At 63.5% G+C, this 16,915-nt stretch carries 14 protein-coding genes and 1 pseudogene; 11 read left to right on the top strand and 4 right to left on the bottom strand.

What is annotated here, in order from left to right; genetic code table 11:
* The first annotated feature begins 5 nt into the window (after positions 1 to 5).
* From paaG to paaK, 3 genes are all read left to right on the top strand, one after another.
* Positions 6 to 797: a 2-(1,2-epoxy-1,2-dihydrophenyl)acetyl-CoA isomerase PaaG gene (paaG, locus tag S4A8_RS05910; RefSeq protein ID WP_353219431.1), complete on the top strand. Its 792-nt coding sequence runs from the start codon at positions 6 to 8 to the stop codon at positions 795 to 797.
* A gap of 87 nt (positions 798 to 884) precedes the next feature.
* A complete protein-coding gene (gene paaI / locus S4A8_RS05905; RefSeq protein ID WP_353219430.1) occupies positions 885 to 1,361 on the top strand; it encodes a hydroxyphenylacetyl-CoA thioesterase PaaI in 477 nt (158 codons plus the stop codon).
* 112 nt (positions 1,362 to 1,473) lie between these two features.
* Entirely contained in the window at positions 1,474 to 2,796 is a 1,323-nt protein-coding gene (gene paaK / locus S4A8_RS05900; RefSeq protein WP_353219429.1) for a phenylacetate--CoA ligase PaaK, read from the top strand.
* Between the two features lie 83 nt (positions 2,797 to 2,879).
* Here the strand turns inward: paaK and S4A8_RS05895 are convergent, their stop codons facing one another.
* Entirely contained in the window at positions 2,880 to 4,595 is a 1,716-nt protein-coding gene (locus S4A8_RS05895; protein ID WP_353219428.1) for a methyl-accepting chemotaxis protein, read from the bottom strand.
* 401 nt (positions 4,596 to 4,996) lie between these two features.
* A complete protein-coding gene (locus tag S4A8_RS05890) occupies positions 4,997 to 5,941 on the bottom strand; it encodes a helix-turn-helix domain-containing protein (RefSeq protein WP_353219427.1) in 945 nt (314 codons plus the stop codon).
* Positions 5,942 to 6,251: 310 nt separating this feature from the next.
* Here S4A8_RS05890 and S4A8_RS05885 point away from each other — a divergent pair, with 310 nt between their 5' ends.
* The 8 genes and pseudogenes from S4A8_RS05885 (at position 6,252) to S4A8_RS05840 (ending at position 15,137) form a co-directional block, all read left to right on the top strand.
* On the top strand, positions 6,252 to 7,703 hold the full coding sequence (locus S4A8_RS05885; RefSeq protein ID WP_353219426.1) for an aldehyde dehydrogenase family protein: 1,452 nt from the start codon (positions 6,252 to 6,254) through the stop codon (positions 7,701 to 7,703).
* Positions 7,704 to 7,844: 141 nt separating this feature from the next.
* Positions 7,845 to 9,964, top strand: a pseudogene (locus tag S4A8_RS19135) (PQQ-dependent dehydrogenase, methanol/ethanol family).
* 313 nt (positions 9,965 to 10,277) lie between these two features.
* Positions 10,278 to 11,423 (top strand): amine dehydrogenase large subunit, encoded by a 1,146-nt coding sequence (locus S4A8_RS05865; RefSeq protein ID WP_353219424.1) that lies wholly within the window; start codon positions 10,278 to 10,280, stop codon positions 11,421 to 11,423.
* 10 nt (positions 11,424 to 11,433) lie between these two features.
* Entirely contained in the window at positions 11,434 to 11,970 is a 537-nt protein-coding gene (locus tag S4A8_RS05860; RefSeq protein ID WP_502950706.1) for a MauE/DoxX family redox-associated membrane protein, read from the top strand.
* A gap of 2 nt (positions 11,971 to 11,972) precedes the next feature.
* Positions 11,973 to 12,572, top strand: a complete 600-nt coding sequence (gene mauD / locus S4A8_RS05855; RefSeq protein ID WP_353219422.1) for a methylamine dehydrogenase accessory protein MauD — start codon at positions 11,973 to 11,975, stop codon at positions 12,570 to 12,572.
* Positions 12,573 to 12,587: 15 nt separating this feature from the next.
* Complete coding sequence (locus S4A8_RS05850; protein WP_353219421.1) at positions 12,588 to 13,112, top strand: methylamine dehydrogenase light chain; 525 nt, start codon at positions 12,588 to 12,590, stop codon at positions 13,110 to 13,112.
* Between the two features lie 10 nt (positions 13,113 to 13,122).
* Positions 13,123 to 13,656 (top strand): cytochrome C, encoded by a 534-nt coding sequence (locus S4A8_RS05845; protein ID WP_353219420.1) that lies wholly within the window; start codon positions 13,123 to 13,125, stop codon positions 13,654 to 13,656.
* 110 nt (positions 13,657 to 13,766) lie between these two features.
* A complete protein-coding gene (locus S4A8_RS05840) occupies positions 13,767 to 15,137 on the top strand; it encodes a hypothetical protein (RefSeq protein WP_353219419.1) in 1,371 nt (456 codons plus the stop codon).
* Positions 15,138 to 15,181: 44 nt separating this feature from the next.
* Here S4A8_RS05840 and S4A8_RS05835 read toward each other — a convergent pair whose 3' ends face one another.
* Together S4A8_RS05835 and S4A8_RS05830 are read right to left on the bottom strand one after the other, a co-directional pair.
* Positions 15,182 to 16,048: an SDR family oxidoreductase gene (locus S4A8_RS05835; protein WP_353179097.1), complete on the bottom strand. Its 867-nt coding sequence runs from the start codon at positions 16,046 to 16,048 to the stop codon at positions 15,182 to 15,184.
* A gap of 14 nt (positions 16,049 to 16,062) precedes the next feature.
* The gene (locus tag S4A8_RS05830; protein WP_353179096.1) at positions 16,063 to 16,881 is read right to left on the bottom strand and encodes an SDR family NAD(P)-dependent oxidoreductase; all 819 of its coding nucleotides are present in this window, start codon (positions 16,879 to 16,881) and stop codon (positions 16,063 to 16,065) included.
* Positions 16,882 to 16,915: the final 34 nt, after the last annotated feature.

Raw genomic sequence — 16,915 nt, 5'->3', positions numbered from 1 at the left:
TTCTCATGGCAGACGATTCCATCATTCTGAGCATCGATTCCGGCATTGCCCGAATCACGCTCAACCGCCCGAACAAGCTCAACAGCTTCAATGTGGCCATGCACGAAGCGCTGGCCGAAGCGCTCGACACGGTCGAAGCTGACGACTCGGTGCGCGTGCTGCTGCTCACCGGTGCTGGCAAGGGCTTTTGTGCCGGCCAGGATCTGGGCGATCGTGCGGTATCGACCTCCAGCGAAGCGCCCGATCTGGCCTATTCGGTCGAAACCTATTACGCACCGCTGGTGCGGCGCCTGCGTGCGTTGCCGCTGCCGGTGGTCTGCGGGGTCAACGGCGTGGCCGCAGGTGCGGGTGCGAATCTTGCGCTGGCCTGCGATCTGGTCATCGCCCGCCGCTCGGCCAGGTTCATCGAAAGCTTCTGCAAGCTGGGCCTGATTCCCGATACCGGCGGCACCTATTTCCTGGCGCGACGCATCGGCATGGCCCGAGCCATGGGCATTGCCATGCTGGGCGAACCCATCGATGCGCCGACCGCGGCGGACTGGGGTCTGATCTGGCGCTGCGTGGACGACGAGGCGTTTGAGGCCGAAATCGACAAGCTTGTCGAGCATCTGTCGAAAGCGCCGACCCGGGGTCTGGCCCGCACGAAAGAGCTGATGTACGCCGGCGCCAACAACAATCTCGATGCGCAGCTCGACGCCGAACGTGATGCCATGGGCGAGCTCGGCCGTAGCGAAGACTATGCCGAAGGCGTGGCTGCGTTCAGCGAAAAACGCACGCCCGAATTCAAAGGTCGCTGAATAACAAACACACCGGCGACGCTGCAACGAACATAAAAAGGCAGCGCGCCGGCCCGAACAGGTGCTTTCGCAAGAGGAGACAACGCAATGCAATCCAGCCAGAACGGCGCATCGGTCGCGCCCGTGGATACGGATGCCCAGGCGCTGGCCGAGCGCGTCGGCGAGGCAATGTTCGCCCGCGATGAGGCCTCGCGCATGCTCGGCATGCATATCGATGCCATGGCGCCCGGCTATGCCCGCGTATCCATGCCGGTACGCGACGACATGGTCAACGGCCACAAGACCTGCCACGGCGGGCTGATCTTTTCGCTCGCCGACAGCGCGTTTGCGTTTGCCTGCAACAGCGGTAACCACAACACCGTGGGCGCGGCCTGCAACGTGGATTATCTGCGTCCGGCGTTCGCAGGCGACGTGCTGGTGGCCGAAGCCGAGCAACGCTCGCGCTCGGGGCGAACCGGCGTCTACGACGTCACCGTGCGCAATCAGAACGACGAAACCGTGGTGCTGTTTCGCGGGCGTGCGCACCAGGTGCGAGGCGACGTGCTGGACGTGATGGCGTCGTGAACATCAAGTGGGGCGTGCCTGCGTCGTCTGGCACGGACCCGAAAACATGAAAAAGCGCTCGGGGCCCATACCGCAGACGCTTTCTTACACAAACGAGACGGAGGAGACGAACATGGCTGCATTGATGGAACCCGCATCGCTGCTCGAACCGATCGAGACCGCGAGCCGCAACGAACTGCAGGCGCTACAGCTGGAACGGCTGAAATGGTCCCTGCAGCACGCCTACGACAACGTGCCGCGCTACAAGGCCAAGTTCGATGCGGCCGGCGTGCACCCGAGCGATCTGGAAACGCTGGCCGATCTGGCGAAGTTTCCGTTCACCACCAAGCAGGATCTGCGCGACGCCTATCCGTTCGATATGTTCGCCGTGCCGCGCGAGCGGGTGTCGCGTATCCATGCCTCCAGCGGGACCACCGGCAAACCGACGGTGGTGGGCTATACCGCCAACGATATCGAGACCTGGGCCAACCTGGTCGCCCGCTCTATCCGCGCCGCTGGCGGCAAGCCGGGCGATATCGTGCATGTGGCCTATGGCTACGGTCTGTTCACCGGCGGTCTCGGCGCCCACTACGGCGCCGAAAAACTCGGTTGTACCGTGATCCCGATGTCGGGTGGGCAGACCGAAAAGCAGGTCCAGCTGATCCGCGATTTCAAGCCGCGCATCATCATGGTCACGCCCTCGTACATGCTCAATATCATCGAAGAGTTCGAGCGCCAGGGGCTGGATCCACGCGACTCCTCGCTGGAGATCGGCATTTTCGGCGCCGAGCCCTGGACCAATGCCATGCGCGAAGAAATCGAGCGCCGCGCGGGTATCGACGCGGTGGATATCTATGGTCTATCGGAAGTGATGGGCCCGGGCGTGGCCAACGAATGCGTCGAAACCAAGGACGGGCCGGTGATCTGGGAGGATCATTTCTACCCCGAAATCATCGACCCGGATACCGGCGAGGTCATGCCCGATGGCGAGCCCGGCGAGCTGGTATTCACGTCGCTGACCAAGGAAGCCCTGCCGATCGTGCGCTATCGCACCCGCGATCTCACCCGGCTGCTGGCACCCACCGCGCGTTCCATGCGCCGTATCGACAAGATCACCGGTCGCTCCGACGACATGCTCATCATCCGTGGCGTGAACGTGTTTCCAACCCAGATCGAAGAGATCATCTGCAAGCAAAAAGGCCTGGCGCCGCACTATCTCATCGAGCTCACCCGCGAGGGCAATCTCGATCATGTCGCACTCACCGTCGAGCGTGGCCACGATTTCGACGACCATGCCACCGAGGATGAAACGCTGAGCAATCTGCAGCAGCACATCAAGTCCTATATCGGCATCAGCACCAAGATCACGCTGTCGGCCGTGGGTACGCTGGAGCGTTCGCTGGGCAAGGCCAAGCATGTAATCGACCGCCGTCTGGGGCATCACGGTCATTCATAGCGGAACTGGCGGGCGTTGTGCGGCGCCCGCCCTGTGCATAAAAAAAGCCCCGCCGGAGCGGGGCTTTTTCGTGGGGCCGTTGTTTAGAACGTGGCCCAATCGGCGTCGTCTTCGACCAGTGCAGGCTCGGCCTTGCGCGGCTCGCGCTTGGGCGCCGGGCTGGCTGGCTTGGCGGCGGCGGTCTTGCTCGCCGGCGCGGCCGGCGTATGGGCCACATGCGACTGTACCGCCGGCGCACCCATCGCTGCGGTCGCGGCGATACGGAAGAACGCCATCTGCGTTTTCAGCGTATTGGCCTGCTCTTCGAGCGAACGGCTGGCGGCCGCCGATTCCTCGACCAGCGAAGCATTCTGCTGGGTCATGCTGTCCATCTGCGACACGGCCAGGTTGACCTGATCGATACCGCTGGACTGTTCCTGGCTGGCGGCCGCGATTTCGGAGATCAGATCCGAGACCTTGTTCACGCTGTCCACGATCTCGTCGAGCGTACGACCCGACAGGCTGACCTGGGACGAGCCTTCCTTGACCTTGTTGGCGCTGTCCTCGACCAGTTCCTTGATGTCCTTGGCCGCGGTCGCGCTGCGGCTGGCCAGGTTGCGGACTTCCGCGGCCACCACGGCAAAGCCGCGGCCCTGTTCGCCGGCGCGGGCTGCCTCGACCGAGGCGTTGAGCGCAAGCAGGTTGGTCTGGAACGCGATGTCGTCGATCAGGCCGACAATCGAGGAAATCTTGCGGCTCGATTCCTCGATTTCCTGCATGGAGGCGACCGCCTGACTGACCACCTGGCCGCCATTTTCGGCCTGGCTGCGTACGCCGCGGGCCAGCTGATCGGCCTGCGCTGCGTTGTCGGCATTCTGTTTGACCGTGGAGGTCATCTGTTCCATGGAGGCAGCCGTTTCCTCGAGGTTGGCCGCCTGCTCCTGGGTCCGCGAGCTGAGTTCGTCGTTACCGGTCGCGATCTGGCCCGCACCGACGCTGACCGAATCCGAGCTGTCACGCACACGGGATACGATATCGGACAACCGATCCTGCATCGTGGACAACGCGACCAGCATGGCGCCGAATTCGTCGCGACGGTTGGTATGAATCGGCGTATCCAGATGACCGTCGGCGATGGCATGGACCACGCTCAGGGCCTGGTTCAGCGGCGAGGTGATCATGCGCGTCAGGATCACGACCAGGGCAATCGCCAGCACCAGTACGCCGATCACGGCTGCCACGATGACTTGGCGGCCGAAATCGCTCGATGCCTGCGATGTAGCAAAGGCGCCATCGGCCTGGGCGACCTGTTGCTCTTCGATATCGCCCAGCGTGTCGCGCAGCGAATCGAACAGGGGTAGTGCCTGTTCGCGATACGTTGCGCGGGCTTGCTCGAATGCGTTGTTGTCTATTTCGCGGGTTAGCGTCTGAATTACCGACGGCAGTTTTGCAATTGTCGCGTCGGACTGGCTGGCCACGGCCCGCTCGGCATCCGTGCTGACCAGCGCGGGGTAGTAGGCGTTCCAGGCCTGCGTGATCTTTTCCATGCGATCTCGCGCCTCAGTTACGTAGGTATCTGCGGCGCGCGGATCGGCGTTGTCGATCACCGTGAGCATGTTCGCCTGCATACCGTTAAGCCTGATATGCGCCTGCGTGATATACGACAGCGCGCCCAGGTTTTCGTTGTAGATCGAACGGGTGAAGTCGTTGCTGTTACCCAAGGCGTTGTAACTCAAAACACCCAGCGCAATGACAAGCAACAGAATGAGCGCGAAGCCGGCGCTCAATTTCGCTTTGACGCTTTTCAGTAGAGAAGACATAGGTTTTTCCTTCGAAAGAGCCCGGCTCAAGTCGTCCTCAGGCATTGAGGGGGTGGCTGTGCCGCGACGACAAGGTTTATCGGCAAAATTGACGTTATTTCTGGCGATCGACGGCGGCGCCGATTGCGCGTACGGGTATATCGTCCGCACAGGCGCAGAGCTTGAACAAGGGCAAGCAAATAAGCGTCAGACGCAACACGGGAGGAGGCGAGGCATGTCGCCGTGCGCAACGAAATCAGGTATCTGCGCCTCGATGGGAAGCTACGGCGCAGCCGTTTCGAGGCGCTGCGCGCGACTCGGTCTGGGGTAGCGTTGGGCGTGGATTACGCTGTGCGAATCCAACCTGCGGTCTTGGCGAAACCGGTTGCCCGGTCCGGCCTTAGACGCAAGCCGACAGAGGCTTAATTGGCCTGGTGGCGCCCGCGCCAGATACTAGGGGCTACACCAAAGCGATCCTTGAAGGCATGGCTGAAGCGGGCACTGTCGCCAAAGCCGTGGGCGAGCGCGATATCGGTAATCGACTGGCTGGACGTCGTATCCTGCGCCAGCGCGTCACGCGCGTGTTGTAGTCGGGTTTCGCTGATCAGGCGGGCAGGGGTCGTGCCCTGACGGGCGAGCAGGCCGTAGAGCGTGCGCCGCGACACGCACAATACGCTGGCCAGCCGATCGGGTGTGAGGTCGCTGCTGGCCAGATGGGTGGAGATATAGTGGCGGGCGCGCTGGATGCGCTGGGCGTCGAGATCGGCTTCATCCGGCTCGGCGGCCCGCGCGAAGGTGGCGGCGAGCATCGCGCCCACGCCCTGCATGACATCGCTAATGCCCGGGTCATCGGCCTGGGGGCGCGAACGGGCGAGTCCGGTAATCGCGCCGAGCGCCGCCTGCATGGTCGGGATATCGTTGAGTTCGGTCGCACTGACCCGTTCCGCATAGCGCGGCAGGCGGCTGTCGACATCGTAGGGGATCAGCAGCACGGCCAGGCGGGCGCCGTCGCCGACGCGGATCCGGTAGGGGCGGGTGGTATCACACAGCGAAGCCCGACCCGGCACCAGACACACCGAGCGGCGATCCTGGCTGAGTTCCACGCTGCCGGCGAGTTGCCACATCACTTTCAGGTAACCGGCGTTGGCCTGGCGGGCCAGTTGCGGCGTCCGGGCCACGTCCGAGGCGGCACTGCCGATATGGGTCAACGTGCACTCACCCAGTGCACAGCTGCTGGCCTGCGCCTGGAACGGGGATGTCGTACGGCTGGTCATCTGCAGTGGCGGAAAATGCAGGTTGACATAGTCCTGCCAGCCGCCGAGATCGGAAAAACGGCTCGCCTGCGGTCGGTATTGCGGATACGACATGTGATTCGACGGTCTCCAGCCCGTAGCGCCCGATTGTGTCGGGTCGAATAGTTGCAATGCGCATGCCAGTTCGTCGGGCGCGCCTGCAACGCTTTTATTCGTGTTTACCCCGTTGTTCGCGCACTGTCAAAGCGCGCACCGCGCAAGTGCGCTCGCTGCACACAGCGACAAGCCGATATGCACGCTGGCGCATGCGGGGTGGGCCGCCGGGGCGCAGGCTCGAACGCACCGATAACCGATCACCGCGGGTCATCGATCACGTTTGTCGCGAGCGTGGGCCCGTGCGTGTCTAACTGTTCGAGGAGCACGCGTGAATCAGGCATTCCAACACTTCATCGCCGGCCAGGCGGTCGACGCCTCCGATGGCGCGACCATGACCCTGCCCGACCCGGCGAGCGGGCAAACGCTGGCCACCTCGGCGGCAGGTACCGCCGACGACGCCACGCGGGCGATCGATGCAGCGCATGCGCAACTCAAGGGCGGCGAATGGTCGCAGATGAGCGGCGCGGCGCGCGGCTTGTGTCTGCATCGTCTGGCGGATCTGGTCGAACGCGATGCCGAGCAGCTCGCCGATATGGACGCGAATGCGATTGGCCGCCCGCTCGCCGAGCCGCGCATGCTCGATCTGCCCAATGCGATTGCCACCCTGCGGCATGCCGCGGGCTGGGCCGACAAGCTCGAAGGCCGCACCATTCCCACCGCCGGCTATATGGGCCAGCCCACCTTGTCCTACACCGAGCTGGTTCCGGTGGGCGTGGTCGCGGCCATCGTGCCCTGGAATACGCCGTTGATGATCACCTGCTGGAAACTCGGTGCGCTACTCGCCGCCGGTTGTACGACCGTGATCAAACCGGCCGAACAGACGCCGATGTCGGCGCTGCATCTGGCTCGGCTATGCCAGGAAGCCGGCATTCCCGACGGTGTGGTCAATGTGGTGACCGGCGACGGCGCAACGCTCGGGCCGGTGCTGTGTGAACATCCGAAGGTTGCCAAGATCACCTTCACGGGGAGCCCGGAAACGGGCGCGGCGATCCAGCGTCTGGCCGCGCCCCTGTTCAAGCATGTCGCGCTCGAGCTCGGCGGCAAGAGCCCGCAGATTGTATTCGACGATGCGGATCTCGAGGCGGCCGTGGGCGGCTGCGGCATGGGCCTGTTGTTCAACCAGGGCCAGGTCTGTGCCGCCGGTACCCGTATTCTCGTACATCAGGATATCGCCGAGACTTTCAGTGCCAGGCTCGCCGAACTCGCGCGCGGTATTCAAGTGGGCGATCCGGCCGATGCCGATACGCAGATGGGCGCGGTCGCCAGCCAGGGCCAGTACGACAAGATCAACGACTATATCCGCCGGGGCAGCGACGAAGGCGCGACGCTGCTGGCCGGCGGACCGTCCGAGCATGAAAGCGGCGGCTGGTATGTGCGTCCGACGGTATTCGCCAACGCCCGCAACGATATGAGCATCGCCCGCGACGAAATCTTCGGCCCGGTCGGCACGGTAATCCCCTTCGCCGACGAAGCCGAAGCCATCGCCATCGCTAATGACACCCGCTATGGCCTGGCGGCGACGGTATGGACGGCGAATGTCGCCCGTGCGCACCGCGTGGCCCGCCGGATCGAGGCCGGCGCGATCGGTATCAACGCCTGGGCGCCGATCGACCCGCAACTACCCTGGGGCGGTTTCAAGCAAAGCGGCATCGGCCGCGAATGCGGCCTGTCCGGGGTTCTGGCCTATACCGAAGAGCGGGTAACCACGGTCGTACTCTGACCGCAAGACGTGCCGGTTGCCTGGCTCGGCCAGCAGCCGGCACGCATCGAACCCTGGCGCCGATGCTGCGTGCCGGCTAAAAAAATCAAAAACAAGCCGTCGCCGCCAATGGCCGACGTGCGATAAGACGAGGAGAGGGCGATGAAGAATCGGATAGGCGCGGCGGCGCGCCTGTGTGGCGCGTTGTGCGTGTTTGTCGGGGCCGGCGTGGCCGTTGCGGCGCCGGCGGTGGATACGGCCCGGCTGAATAATGCAGCCGATGAGCCCGGCAACTGGATGACGCACGGCGGTACCTACCAGGAGCAGCGCTTCAGCCGACTCGACCAGATCGATCAGGACAACGTGGCCGATCTGGGGCTGGCGTGGTCGGTCCGGCTGGATATCGATCGCGGCGTGGAAGCCACGCCGATCGTCGTTGACGGCGTCATGTACACCACCAGCGCGTTCAGCATCGTTTATGCCTTCGACGCCAAAACCGGCGAGCTGTTGTGGAAATACGACCCCGAGGTCGCGAAAACAGCGGCGCGCGACGGCTGCTGCGGGCCGGTCAACCGTGGTGTGGCGGTCTACGAGGGCAAGGTGTTCGTCGGCGCCTTCGATGGCCGGTTGATCGCGCTCGATGCCGATAGCGGTGACGAAGTCTGGAGCGTGAACACGCTCATCGACACCGACCGCAGCCAGACCATCACCGGTGCGCCGCGCGTGGTCAAAGGCCGGGTGATCATCGGCAACGGCGGCGCAGAAATGGGCGTGCGTGGCTATATCACTGCCTACGACGCCGACACCGGCAAACAGGCCTGGCGCTTTTTCACCGTGCCGGGTGATCCGTCCAAGCCGGCCGAAAGCAAGGCCATGGCAATGGCGCGCAAGACCTGGTTTGGTGACAAGTACTGGAAACAGGGCGGCGGCGGGACCGTGTGGGACTCGATGGCCTACGACCCGAAACTGGATCTGCTCTATATCGGGGTCGGCAACGCCAGCCTCTGGAACCGCCAGGCGCGCAGCGAAGGGAAGGGCGATAACCTGTTCGTGGCTTCCATCGTCGCGATTCGCCCCGAGACCGGCGAATACGTCTGGCACTATCAGCAGACGCCGGGCGACCAGTGGGATTTCACCTCGACGCAGACGATCACGCTCGCCGATCTTGAAATCGACGGCAAGACACGCCCGGTGCTCATGCAGGCACCCAAGAACGGTTTCTATTACGTGATCGACCGGACCAACGGCGAACTCATTTCGGCCGAGAAATACGTGCCGGTGAATTGGGCCAAGCGTATCGACCTGAAGACCGGCCGCCCCGTGGTCGACATGGAAAAGGCCGACTGGACGAAGGGGCCGAAGTTGATGATGCCCGGCCCGCTGGGCGGGCATAACTGGATGCCCATGTCGTACAACCCGCAAACCGGGCTGGCCTATATCCCGGCCCAGATTGCGCCGGCGTTGCTCGAACCCGACAACGAGGCGACCTGGCAGGGCCGCGGCACCCTGCAGCTGGGTACACAGCCGGTGGCCTTGCCCGAAGATGCCAAGGCCCGCGCCGAGATCGTGAATATGATCGCGGCAAGCTGCTGGCCTGGGACCCGGTCGCCCAGCGCGAGGTCTGGAGCCAGGATTATCCGACGATCTGGAACGGCGGCACCCTCTCGACCGCCGGCGGGCTGGTATTTCAGGGCACCGCCAATGGCGAAGTACGGGCCTACGCCGCCGATGACGGCGAGCTACTCTGGCGATCGCCCGCGAATACCGGCGTGATGGCCGGTCCGGTGACCTACAGGGTCGATGGCGAGCAGTACGTGACCTTCATGGCCGGTTGGGGCGGTGTTTTGCCGACCGCCTTCGGCGGGCTGGCGGCGAACACACAGGTTGAGCCGCGGGCGCGGGTGCTGACCTACAAGCTCGGCGGCAAGGCGCGCCTGCCCGACGAGCCCAAGCGCGTGCAGGCCATCGAGGCCGATATACCGGCCAACGAGGCCGATGCGGATACGATTGCCCAGGGGCGGGACCTGTTCAATGTCCATTGCGGCGTGTGTCATGGCTTTAGCGCCTATAGCGGCGGGGTCGTGCCCAATCTGCGCAATATGTCGGCCGCCACGCACGACGATTTTCTGCGCATCGTCGCCGGTGGCACCCGTATCAAGCAGGGCATGCCATCGTTCGCCGATCGCTTGTCGCAACAGCAAATCGAAACGATCCATGCGTATCTGATCAAGCGCCAGCACGATCTGGCCGCCGAGGCGGAAGACGACGCCGCGCCACGATAAGCCGTGCACCCGGGTCATCGGTCGCTGGTGTGCCGATGGCCCGGTACTTTGCCGTGCGTGCCCGATCCGGCCGGGTGGGGGCGCCAAACGCGTTTGTGCATAGTTTCGGCGAACAAACCTTGATGCACGTCACGACAAGCCGAATTGCACCAACCGACATGCGCCCGGGGCGTCAGCGGCGCAGTCTTGAGATACCGCTGGTATAGGCGAGGGGGCAGTCGGGCGCACCAGCGCAGCTGCACTGAATTTGCGGTCGACGCGGCCGTGGGCCGGCCGTGCCGCTCGTATCGAACAGCTCAAGCGAGGAACGACTATGAACAAACGACTGTTGCGTGCCGGCGGTGTTGCCGCGCTCGCCGCGCTGGTCTGGAGTGCCGGCGCCATGGCGCAGTTGCCGCCCGATGAAATCGGTACCGTCACGCTCGACAAGCCGGGCCCGCATCGTGCCTACATCATCGATACCCAGTTCGATAATGCCACCACCGGCAAGGTGGTCGTGGTCGATCCGGAACAAAAGAAAATGCTGGGCATGATCCCGACCGGCTATCTCGCGCCGTCAGTGCTCTCGCATGACGATACCCGCCTGTATTCGGCCGATACCTTCTGGTCGCGCGGGGTGCGCGGTGAACGTACCGACGTGCTTACCACCTGGGATACACAAACGCTGGAGCCGGTCTGGGAAGTCGAGATTCCCAAAAAGCGCGCCAATATCCTCATGGAACGCAACATGCTGACCATGAGCAACGACGATCGCTTCGTCTATATCTACAACTTCACACCGTCGACCTCGGTCACGGTGGTCGATACCGAAAACCAGAGTGTAGCCAGCGAAATCGATATCGCCGGCTGTGTGCTCAACTACCCGATCGGAAAGCGCGCCTTCGGCTCGGTGTGTGGCGACGGCAGCTTCCAGCGCGTCAAGCTCGACGACAGCGGCCACGAAGTTTCGCGCGTGCGCACGCCGTTCTTCGACCCGAACGAAACCGCGATGAACGAACGTGCTGCCCGCAACGGCGATATGTACTACTTCACCACGCTCGACGGCGTGATCCAGCCGATCGACGTCTCCGGCGACAAGCCGGTGGCGGGCGAGCGCTGGTCGTTGTTCACCGATGCCCAGCGTGAAGCGGGCTGGGGCGTGGGTGGCTGGCAGCTGATGACGATCTCGCCGGCGCGCAACGAACTCTATGTACTGGTGCACAAGGACCATGGCGATCGCAATTGGGAAGACCCCAGCGACACCATCTGGGCCTTCGATCTGGACAGCCATGAAAAGGTCGGCGAGCTCAAGACCGAAAACTATGTCTGGAGCCTGAATGCGACCTCCGACGACAAGCCGCTGTTGCTGGGCGTGAATATCGAGGGCGGGCTCGATGTATTCGACCTGTCCAAGATGGAATACATGCACACGGTAGAGGGCATCAGCGCGATACCGGCGCTGGTGCTCAGCAGCCACTAAGGAGGCCGTGATGATTCATCCGATCGTTGCCGTGGCCTGTTCGTTGGTGCTGGCGGTCATCCTGCTGACCGGCGCCAGCCACAAGTTGCGTGCGCCGCATCGCTTTGCGCGCCAGATCGAGGACTATGCATTGCTCTCCGGTCATGCCGTGTCGCTGGCGGCCCGGGCGCTGCCGGTGCTTGAAGTGTTGATTGCGGTCGCGCTGCTGGTGCCGGGCCTGCGTGCCTGGGGCGCCGCCAGCGCAGCTCTGCTGCTGGCGTTGTATACGGCCGCGATCGCGATCAACCTCTGGCGCGGACGTCGCGAGATCGATTGCGGCTGCAGCGGGCCGGGTCTGGAGCGTCCGTTGTCGGGTGCCTTGCTGGTACGCAATGCGGTGTTGATCGCAATGGCCGTACTCGCCGCCATGCCCAGCACCACCGCCGTGCTGCATGGCTTCGGCCTGTTTCTGATCGGCGCCAGTGTGGCCGCCGTTCTCATCCTTTATACCGCGACCGAAGGGCTGCTGACCAACCAGCCGCGCCTGAAGTCGCTCTCCGGGAGATAGTCATGGATGTCGCTGTGTTGTCCCAGATTCTGCTGTGGGTTGTGGTCGTGGCGCTTGCGTTCGTGGTGATGGCGCTGGTGCGCCAGGTGGGCGTGCTGCACTCGCGTATAGCACCGGCCGGCGCGCTCATGCTCGACAAGGGCGTGGCCGTGAACAGCCCCGCGCCGCAGGTCACTGCCACCGATCGCCACGAGCGCCCGGTGAATGTCGGCTACAAGGCCGACAAGGGCCAGCTGCTGTTTTTCATGTCGCCGACCTGTCCGATCTGCAAATCGCTGTTGCCGACGCTGCGTTCGCTGGCACGCAGCTATCGGCGCGATCTGGACGTGGTGTATGTCAGCGACGGCGATGCCGCTTCGCAACAGGCGCTGATCGCCGAGCACGGCCTGGAGGACGCCATCTATGTGGTCGGCCCGGAGATCGGCATGACCTACCAGATCGGCAAGCTGCCCTATGCAGTGCTCATCGATGCCGACGGCGTGCTTCGCGCCAAGGGCCTGGTCAACAACCGAGAACATCTGGAAAGCCTGTTCGAAGCCCAGTCCATGGGCGTGGGCTCACTCCAGGAATACATGCAGGGCCACAAGCGGGCCGCGCACTAACCACCGGGGGACACCATGAAATTTCTAGATCGTTTCTTCGAACGCTCGACCCGTCAGGTCGCGTATTCGACTTCGCGCCGCAACGCCCTGGTGCGTTTCGGCTCCTGGGTGGTGGTCGGCAGCGCGCTGCCGTTGATCCTGCCGGTGGATCGCAGCGCCGGTAACGCGCATGCGGCCGAACCGGGCACGCCCGGTGATCCCGGCGATCCGCAAAGCTGTGACTACTGGCGCTATTGCTCGATCGATGGCTTTCTGTGTACCTGTTGCGGCGGCACCATCAATGCCTGCCCGCCCGGCACGGATGTATCGGAAGTCACCTGGGTAGGCACCTGCCACAACCCCGCCGACGGGCGCGATTACATCATCGCCTACAACGATTGCTGCGGTAAGCAGGCCTGCGGCCAGTGTGCCTGTAACCGCAACGACAGCGAGCAGCCGCTCTATCGCCCCTTCAACAACAACGACATCAACTGGTGTCTGGGCGCCGAGCATCTGACCTATAACTGCACGATTGCGACCATTCGGGATGTGGCCAGCTAGCACGATGGGCATGCGTGTGCGCTTCTTGGCGCCGCTGTGCGCTGTCGCACTGTTGCTCGTCGGTGAAATGGCCGCGGCACAGAGTCTGCCGGGGCCGGACAATCGGCCGGCCCCCGGCAACGAGGTGCCGGCGCTCACGCCGCGCGAAGCCGGCTATCGCCCGCAGGTGAACTATCAGCTCGAATGCTCGGGCTGTCACCACGTCGACGGCGAGGGCTCACGCGCCAACGATGTGCCGCGGATGAAGGATTTCGTTGGTCATTTTCTCGACGTGGAGGGCGGGCGCGCGTTTCTGGTGCAGGTGCCCGGCGTGTCGCTGTCGAGTTTCACCGACGCCCAGCTGGCGGACTTGCTCAACTGGATGCTCACCAGCGATATCGCCGGTGACAGCACGCCCGTCGACTTCGTGCCGTATACCGCCTCGGAGGTCGCCACTTTGCGGGCCGAGCCGCTCGAGCGTATCGATGTCAGGCGCAACGTGTTGCTCGAGCGCATGCGCGCCAAGCGCATTGCCATTCGCGACGGGCTGGGGGATCGGCCGTAGTCGAGCAAGTCGATCATGCAGCTCGCCAACGGCCGTCGTTGCCCGCACGTCCATCAATATCGGAATCGTCATAAACCGGGCGCACTGCGCCCACAAGCCAAGGGGGATTCATGAACACAACCAACAGCCGGCGCGCGGTGGCTATTGCACTGGCCGCCACCGCGGCTCTGGCATCGAGTCAGGCCGGCGCCCATACGCTCTACGATAACGGCGACACCGTGATCGACTTCGATTTCGAAGCCGCGGTCGGTGTATTCAACAGCTCGAAGTCCTATGCGCAGGTGCTGCGTACCGAAGACGACAGCCCGACCTGGCAGGAAGGCTATGCCAAATACGGCTTGAGCGCAGCCACCGGCCTCGACGGCGCGGGCAGCGTCTACGGCGCGTTCAACCTGTTGAGTTCCGCCACCCGTGGCGATGGCGATGCCGGTGGTTTTTCGACCGGCAAGGAAGAAGACACCCAGGTCGAGGACGCCTATATCGGCTGGGTGTCGGGCGATCTCGTGCCCTGGCTGGGCGAAGACGGTATCGACCTGTCGTTCGGGCGCCAGAGTTTCACCATCGGCGACGGTTTTCTCATCAACGGCGATTCGCTGAACTTCGGCGAAGGCTTCCAGCCGCTCGCCGATGCCGGTATCGCCCCGAACGGGCTCAGTCGCGGCGGCGCGTACTGGCTTGCGGCCCGCAAGGCCTTCGACAAGACCGCCATTCTGCGCCTGGGCGGCGACAGCGGGTTTCATCTGGACGGTTTCTGGCTGCATTCCGACAACAAGGCCCAGGCCGAAATGGAACTGGCGGGTGCCAATCTCGAATACCGGGACGCCACCTACGGCACCGTCGGCGTGACTTATCTCAAAGGTCTGGACGTCGACGAGGAATCGGCCGAATTCCTGGGCTATCAACATCGTGACGGCCAGAAAACACTGGCGTTTCGCGCCAACGGCAGTCTGGGCGTGGAAAACCTGTTCGTCTCGACCGAGTATGTCGATCAGGACAATGGCGACGACTATGCCGGCGGTGGCGACGATCACGCCTGGTACGGCGAAGCCGGCTGGACGTTTGCCGACATGCCCTGGTCGCCCAAACTGACCTACCGTTTTTCCAGCTTTTCGGGCGGCTTCGATCCGCTATTCTTCGGGTTCAACCGGGGTTATGGCACCTGGTTCCAGGGGGAAGTGGCGGCCAACTATGCCGGGCCGTTCAACAGCGATACCGACGTCCACCATGTGGGGCTGGCCCTGGCGCCCTCGGAAACGGTCGAACTGGGCGCGCTGTTCTTCCAGTTCGACAATGCCGGCGACGGTTTTCTCGACGGCAACGAAGTCGATCTCTATGCGCAGTGGATCGTCAACGAGCATCTCGTGATCAGCCCGTTGGTTGGCTTCTACACGCCGGACAAGTCGGCGGCCGAAGGCGGCACACAGATTGGCGATGACGACACCAACGTCTATTCGCAGGTGATCGCGATCGTGAATTTCTAAGGGCTACGGCCCCGGCGCATGCCGGGGCCGCCAGCGCACCGGCTTCAGTCGGTGCGATTGCCCATCGAGCCGGGCGGCGGCGGTACGTCGTCCGGAACGAAAAAGTCGGGCCAGAGTTCCTTGCTCGGATCGACCGCGTATTGCTCGAAGTCGTTGACGCCGTTTTCGTGCAGCAGCACATCGTCCATGCAGAAGCGGCCGGTGAAGTCGCGGCTGTTCTTGGTCAGGATGATATGCGCGGCGTCGGCCATGATCTCGGGGGTGCGGCAATGCGACTGCATTTCCTTGCCCCCGATCAGATCAATCGCTGCGGTGGCAATACCCGTACGCGGCCACAGCGCATTGAAGGCGATGCCGTCTTCGGCGAATTCCTCAGCCATGCCCAGCACGCACAGGCTCATGCCGTATTTCGCGATCGAATAGGCCACATGCGGGCCGAACCATTTCGGCTTCATGTCGAGCGGCGGCGAGAGCATGAGCACATGCGGATTCTCGGCCTTCTTGAGATGCGGAATGCACTTCTGGCTGACCAGATAGCTGCCGCGGGCGTTGATCTGGTTCATCAGATCGTAGCGCTTCATCGGCGTTTCCAGCGTGCCGGTCAACGAAATGGCGCTGGCATTATTCACGCAGATATCGATACCGCCGAAACGCTCGGCAGTCTGCTCGACCGCCGCCTCGACCTGATCCTCTTCGCGGATATCGCAGACGATCGGCAATGCCTTGCCGCCCGCCGCCTCGATTTGTTCGGCCGCGGTGTAGATCGTGCCCGGCAACTTCGGGTGCGGCGTATCGGTCTTGGCCGCGATGGCCACATTGGCCCCGTCGCGAGCGGCGCGTAGCGCGATGGCCAGCCCGATGCCGCGCGAGGCACCGGAAATGAAAAGCGTCTTGTTACTCAGATCAGCCATTTCGATCGTTCCTTCTACCGTGCGTTGTCGCTTTTGGGGAGTGCGAACCGCATCACGCGGTCGATCATCCAGGGCGTGAGCGAACCGGGGGACAGCCGCGACAGACGGGTCAGCATGCGATAAGACAAGCCGGGTACCACCTGCGAATGCTTGCCAAGGCCCTTGAGCGCGGCCTTGACCACATCTTCGGCGCTCATGATGGTCGCGCGCATGGGCGCGGGCCAGTTGGTCGGATCGACGTTGGCGTGATCGAAGAATTCGCTCTGGGTCAGGCCCGGACACAGCGAAACGACATCGACGCCGTCGCGGGCGAGTTCTTCGTGCAGCCCTTCGCCGAGGAAGCGGTTCCAGGCCTTGGTGGCGCTGTAATTGGAGAACATCGGCGTCGGCATGATGCCGGCCACCGAGGCGAGCATGACAATACCGCCGCGTCGGTCGTCGCGCATGCGCTGGCCGAAATGATGCGCCAGTATCAGCGGCGCGCGGCAGTTGAGCGCGAGCATCTGCAGTTCGTCTTCGAGCGCATGATCGAGAAATTCGCCGGTCATGCCAGAGCCGGCGTTGTTGATCAGCAGTCCCACATGGCGCGTACCCAGGGCGTCGGTAATCGTGGTGAGAAAATCATCGGCACACAGGTCGGCGCCGATGGCCAGGGTCCGCACGCCGTATTCCGATTCGAGTTCGGCGCCCAGGGCTTCCAGTCGCTCGCGACGGCGTGCGACGAGCGCGACATTTACGCCCTTGGCCGCGATCTGGCGCGCGAACTCGGCGCCGATACCGGCGGACGCGCCGGTAATCAGGGCCCAGGGGCCGTATTTATCGACAAAGGCCATGAAACAACTCCTGGCTTGCGGGGAATAACGACGA

It is taken from the genome of Salinisphaera sp. S4-8 (assembly GCF_040361235.1).
GTDB lineage: Bacteria > Pseudomonadota > Gammaproteobacteria > Nevskiales > Salinisphaeraceae > Salinisphaera.
The sequence above is the reverse complement of the archived record's forward strand: the minus strand, read 5'-3'. Positions and strand labels throughout refer to the sequence as shown.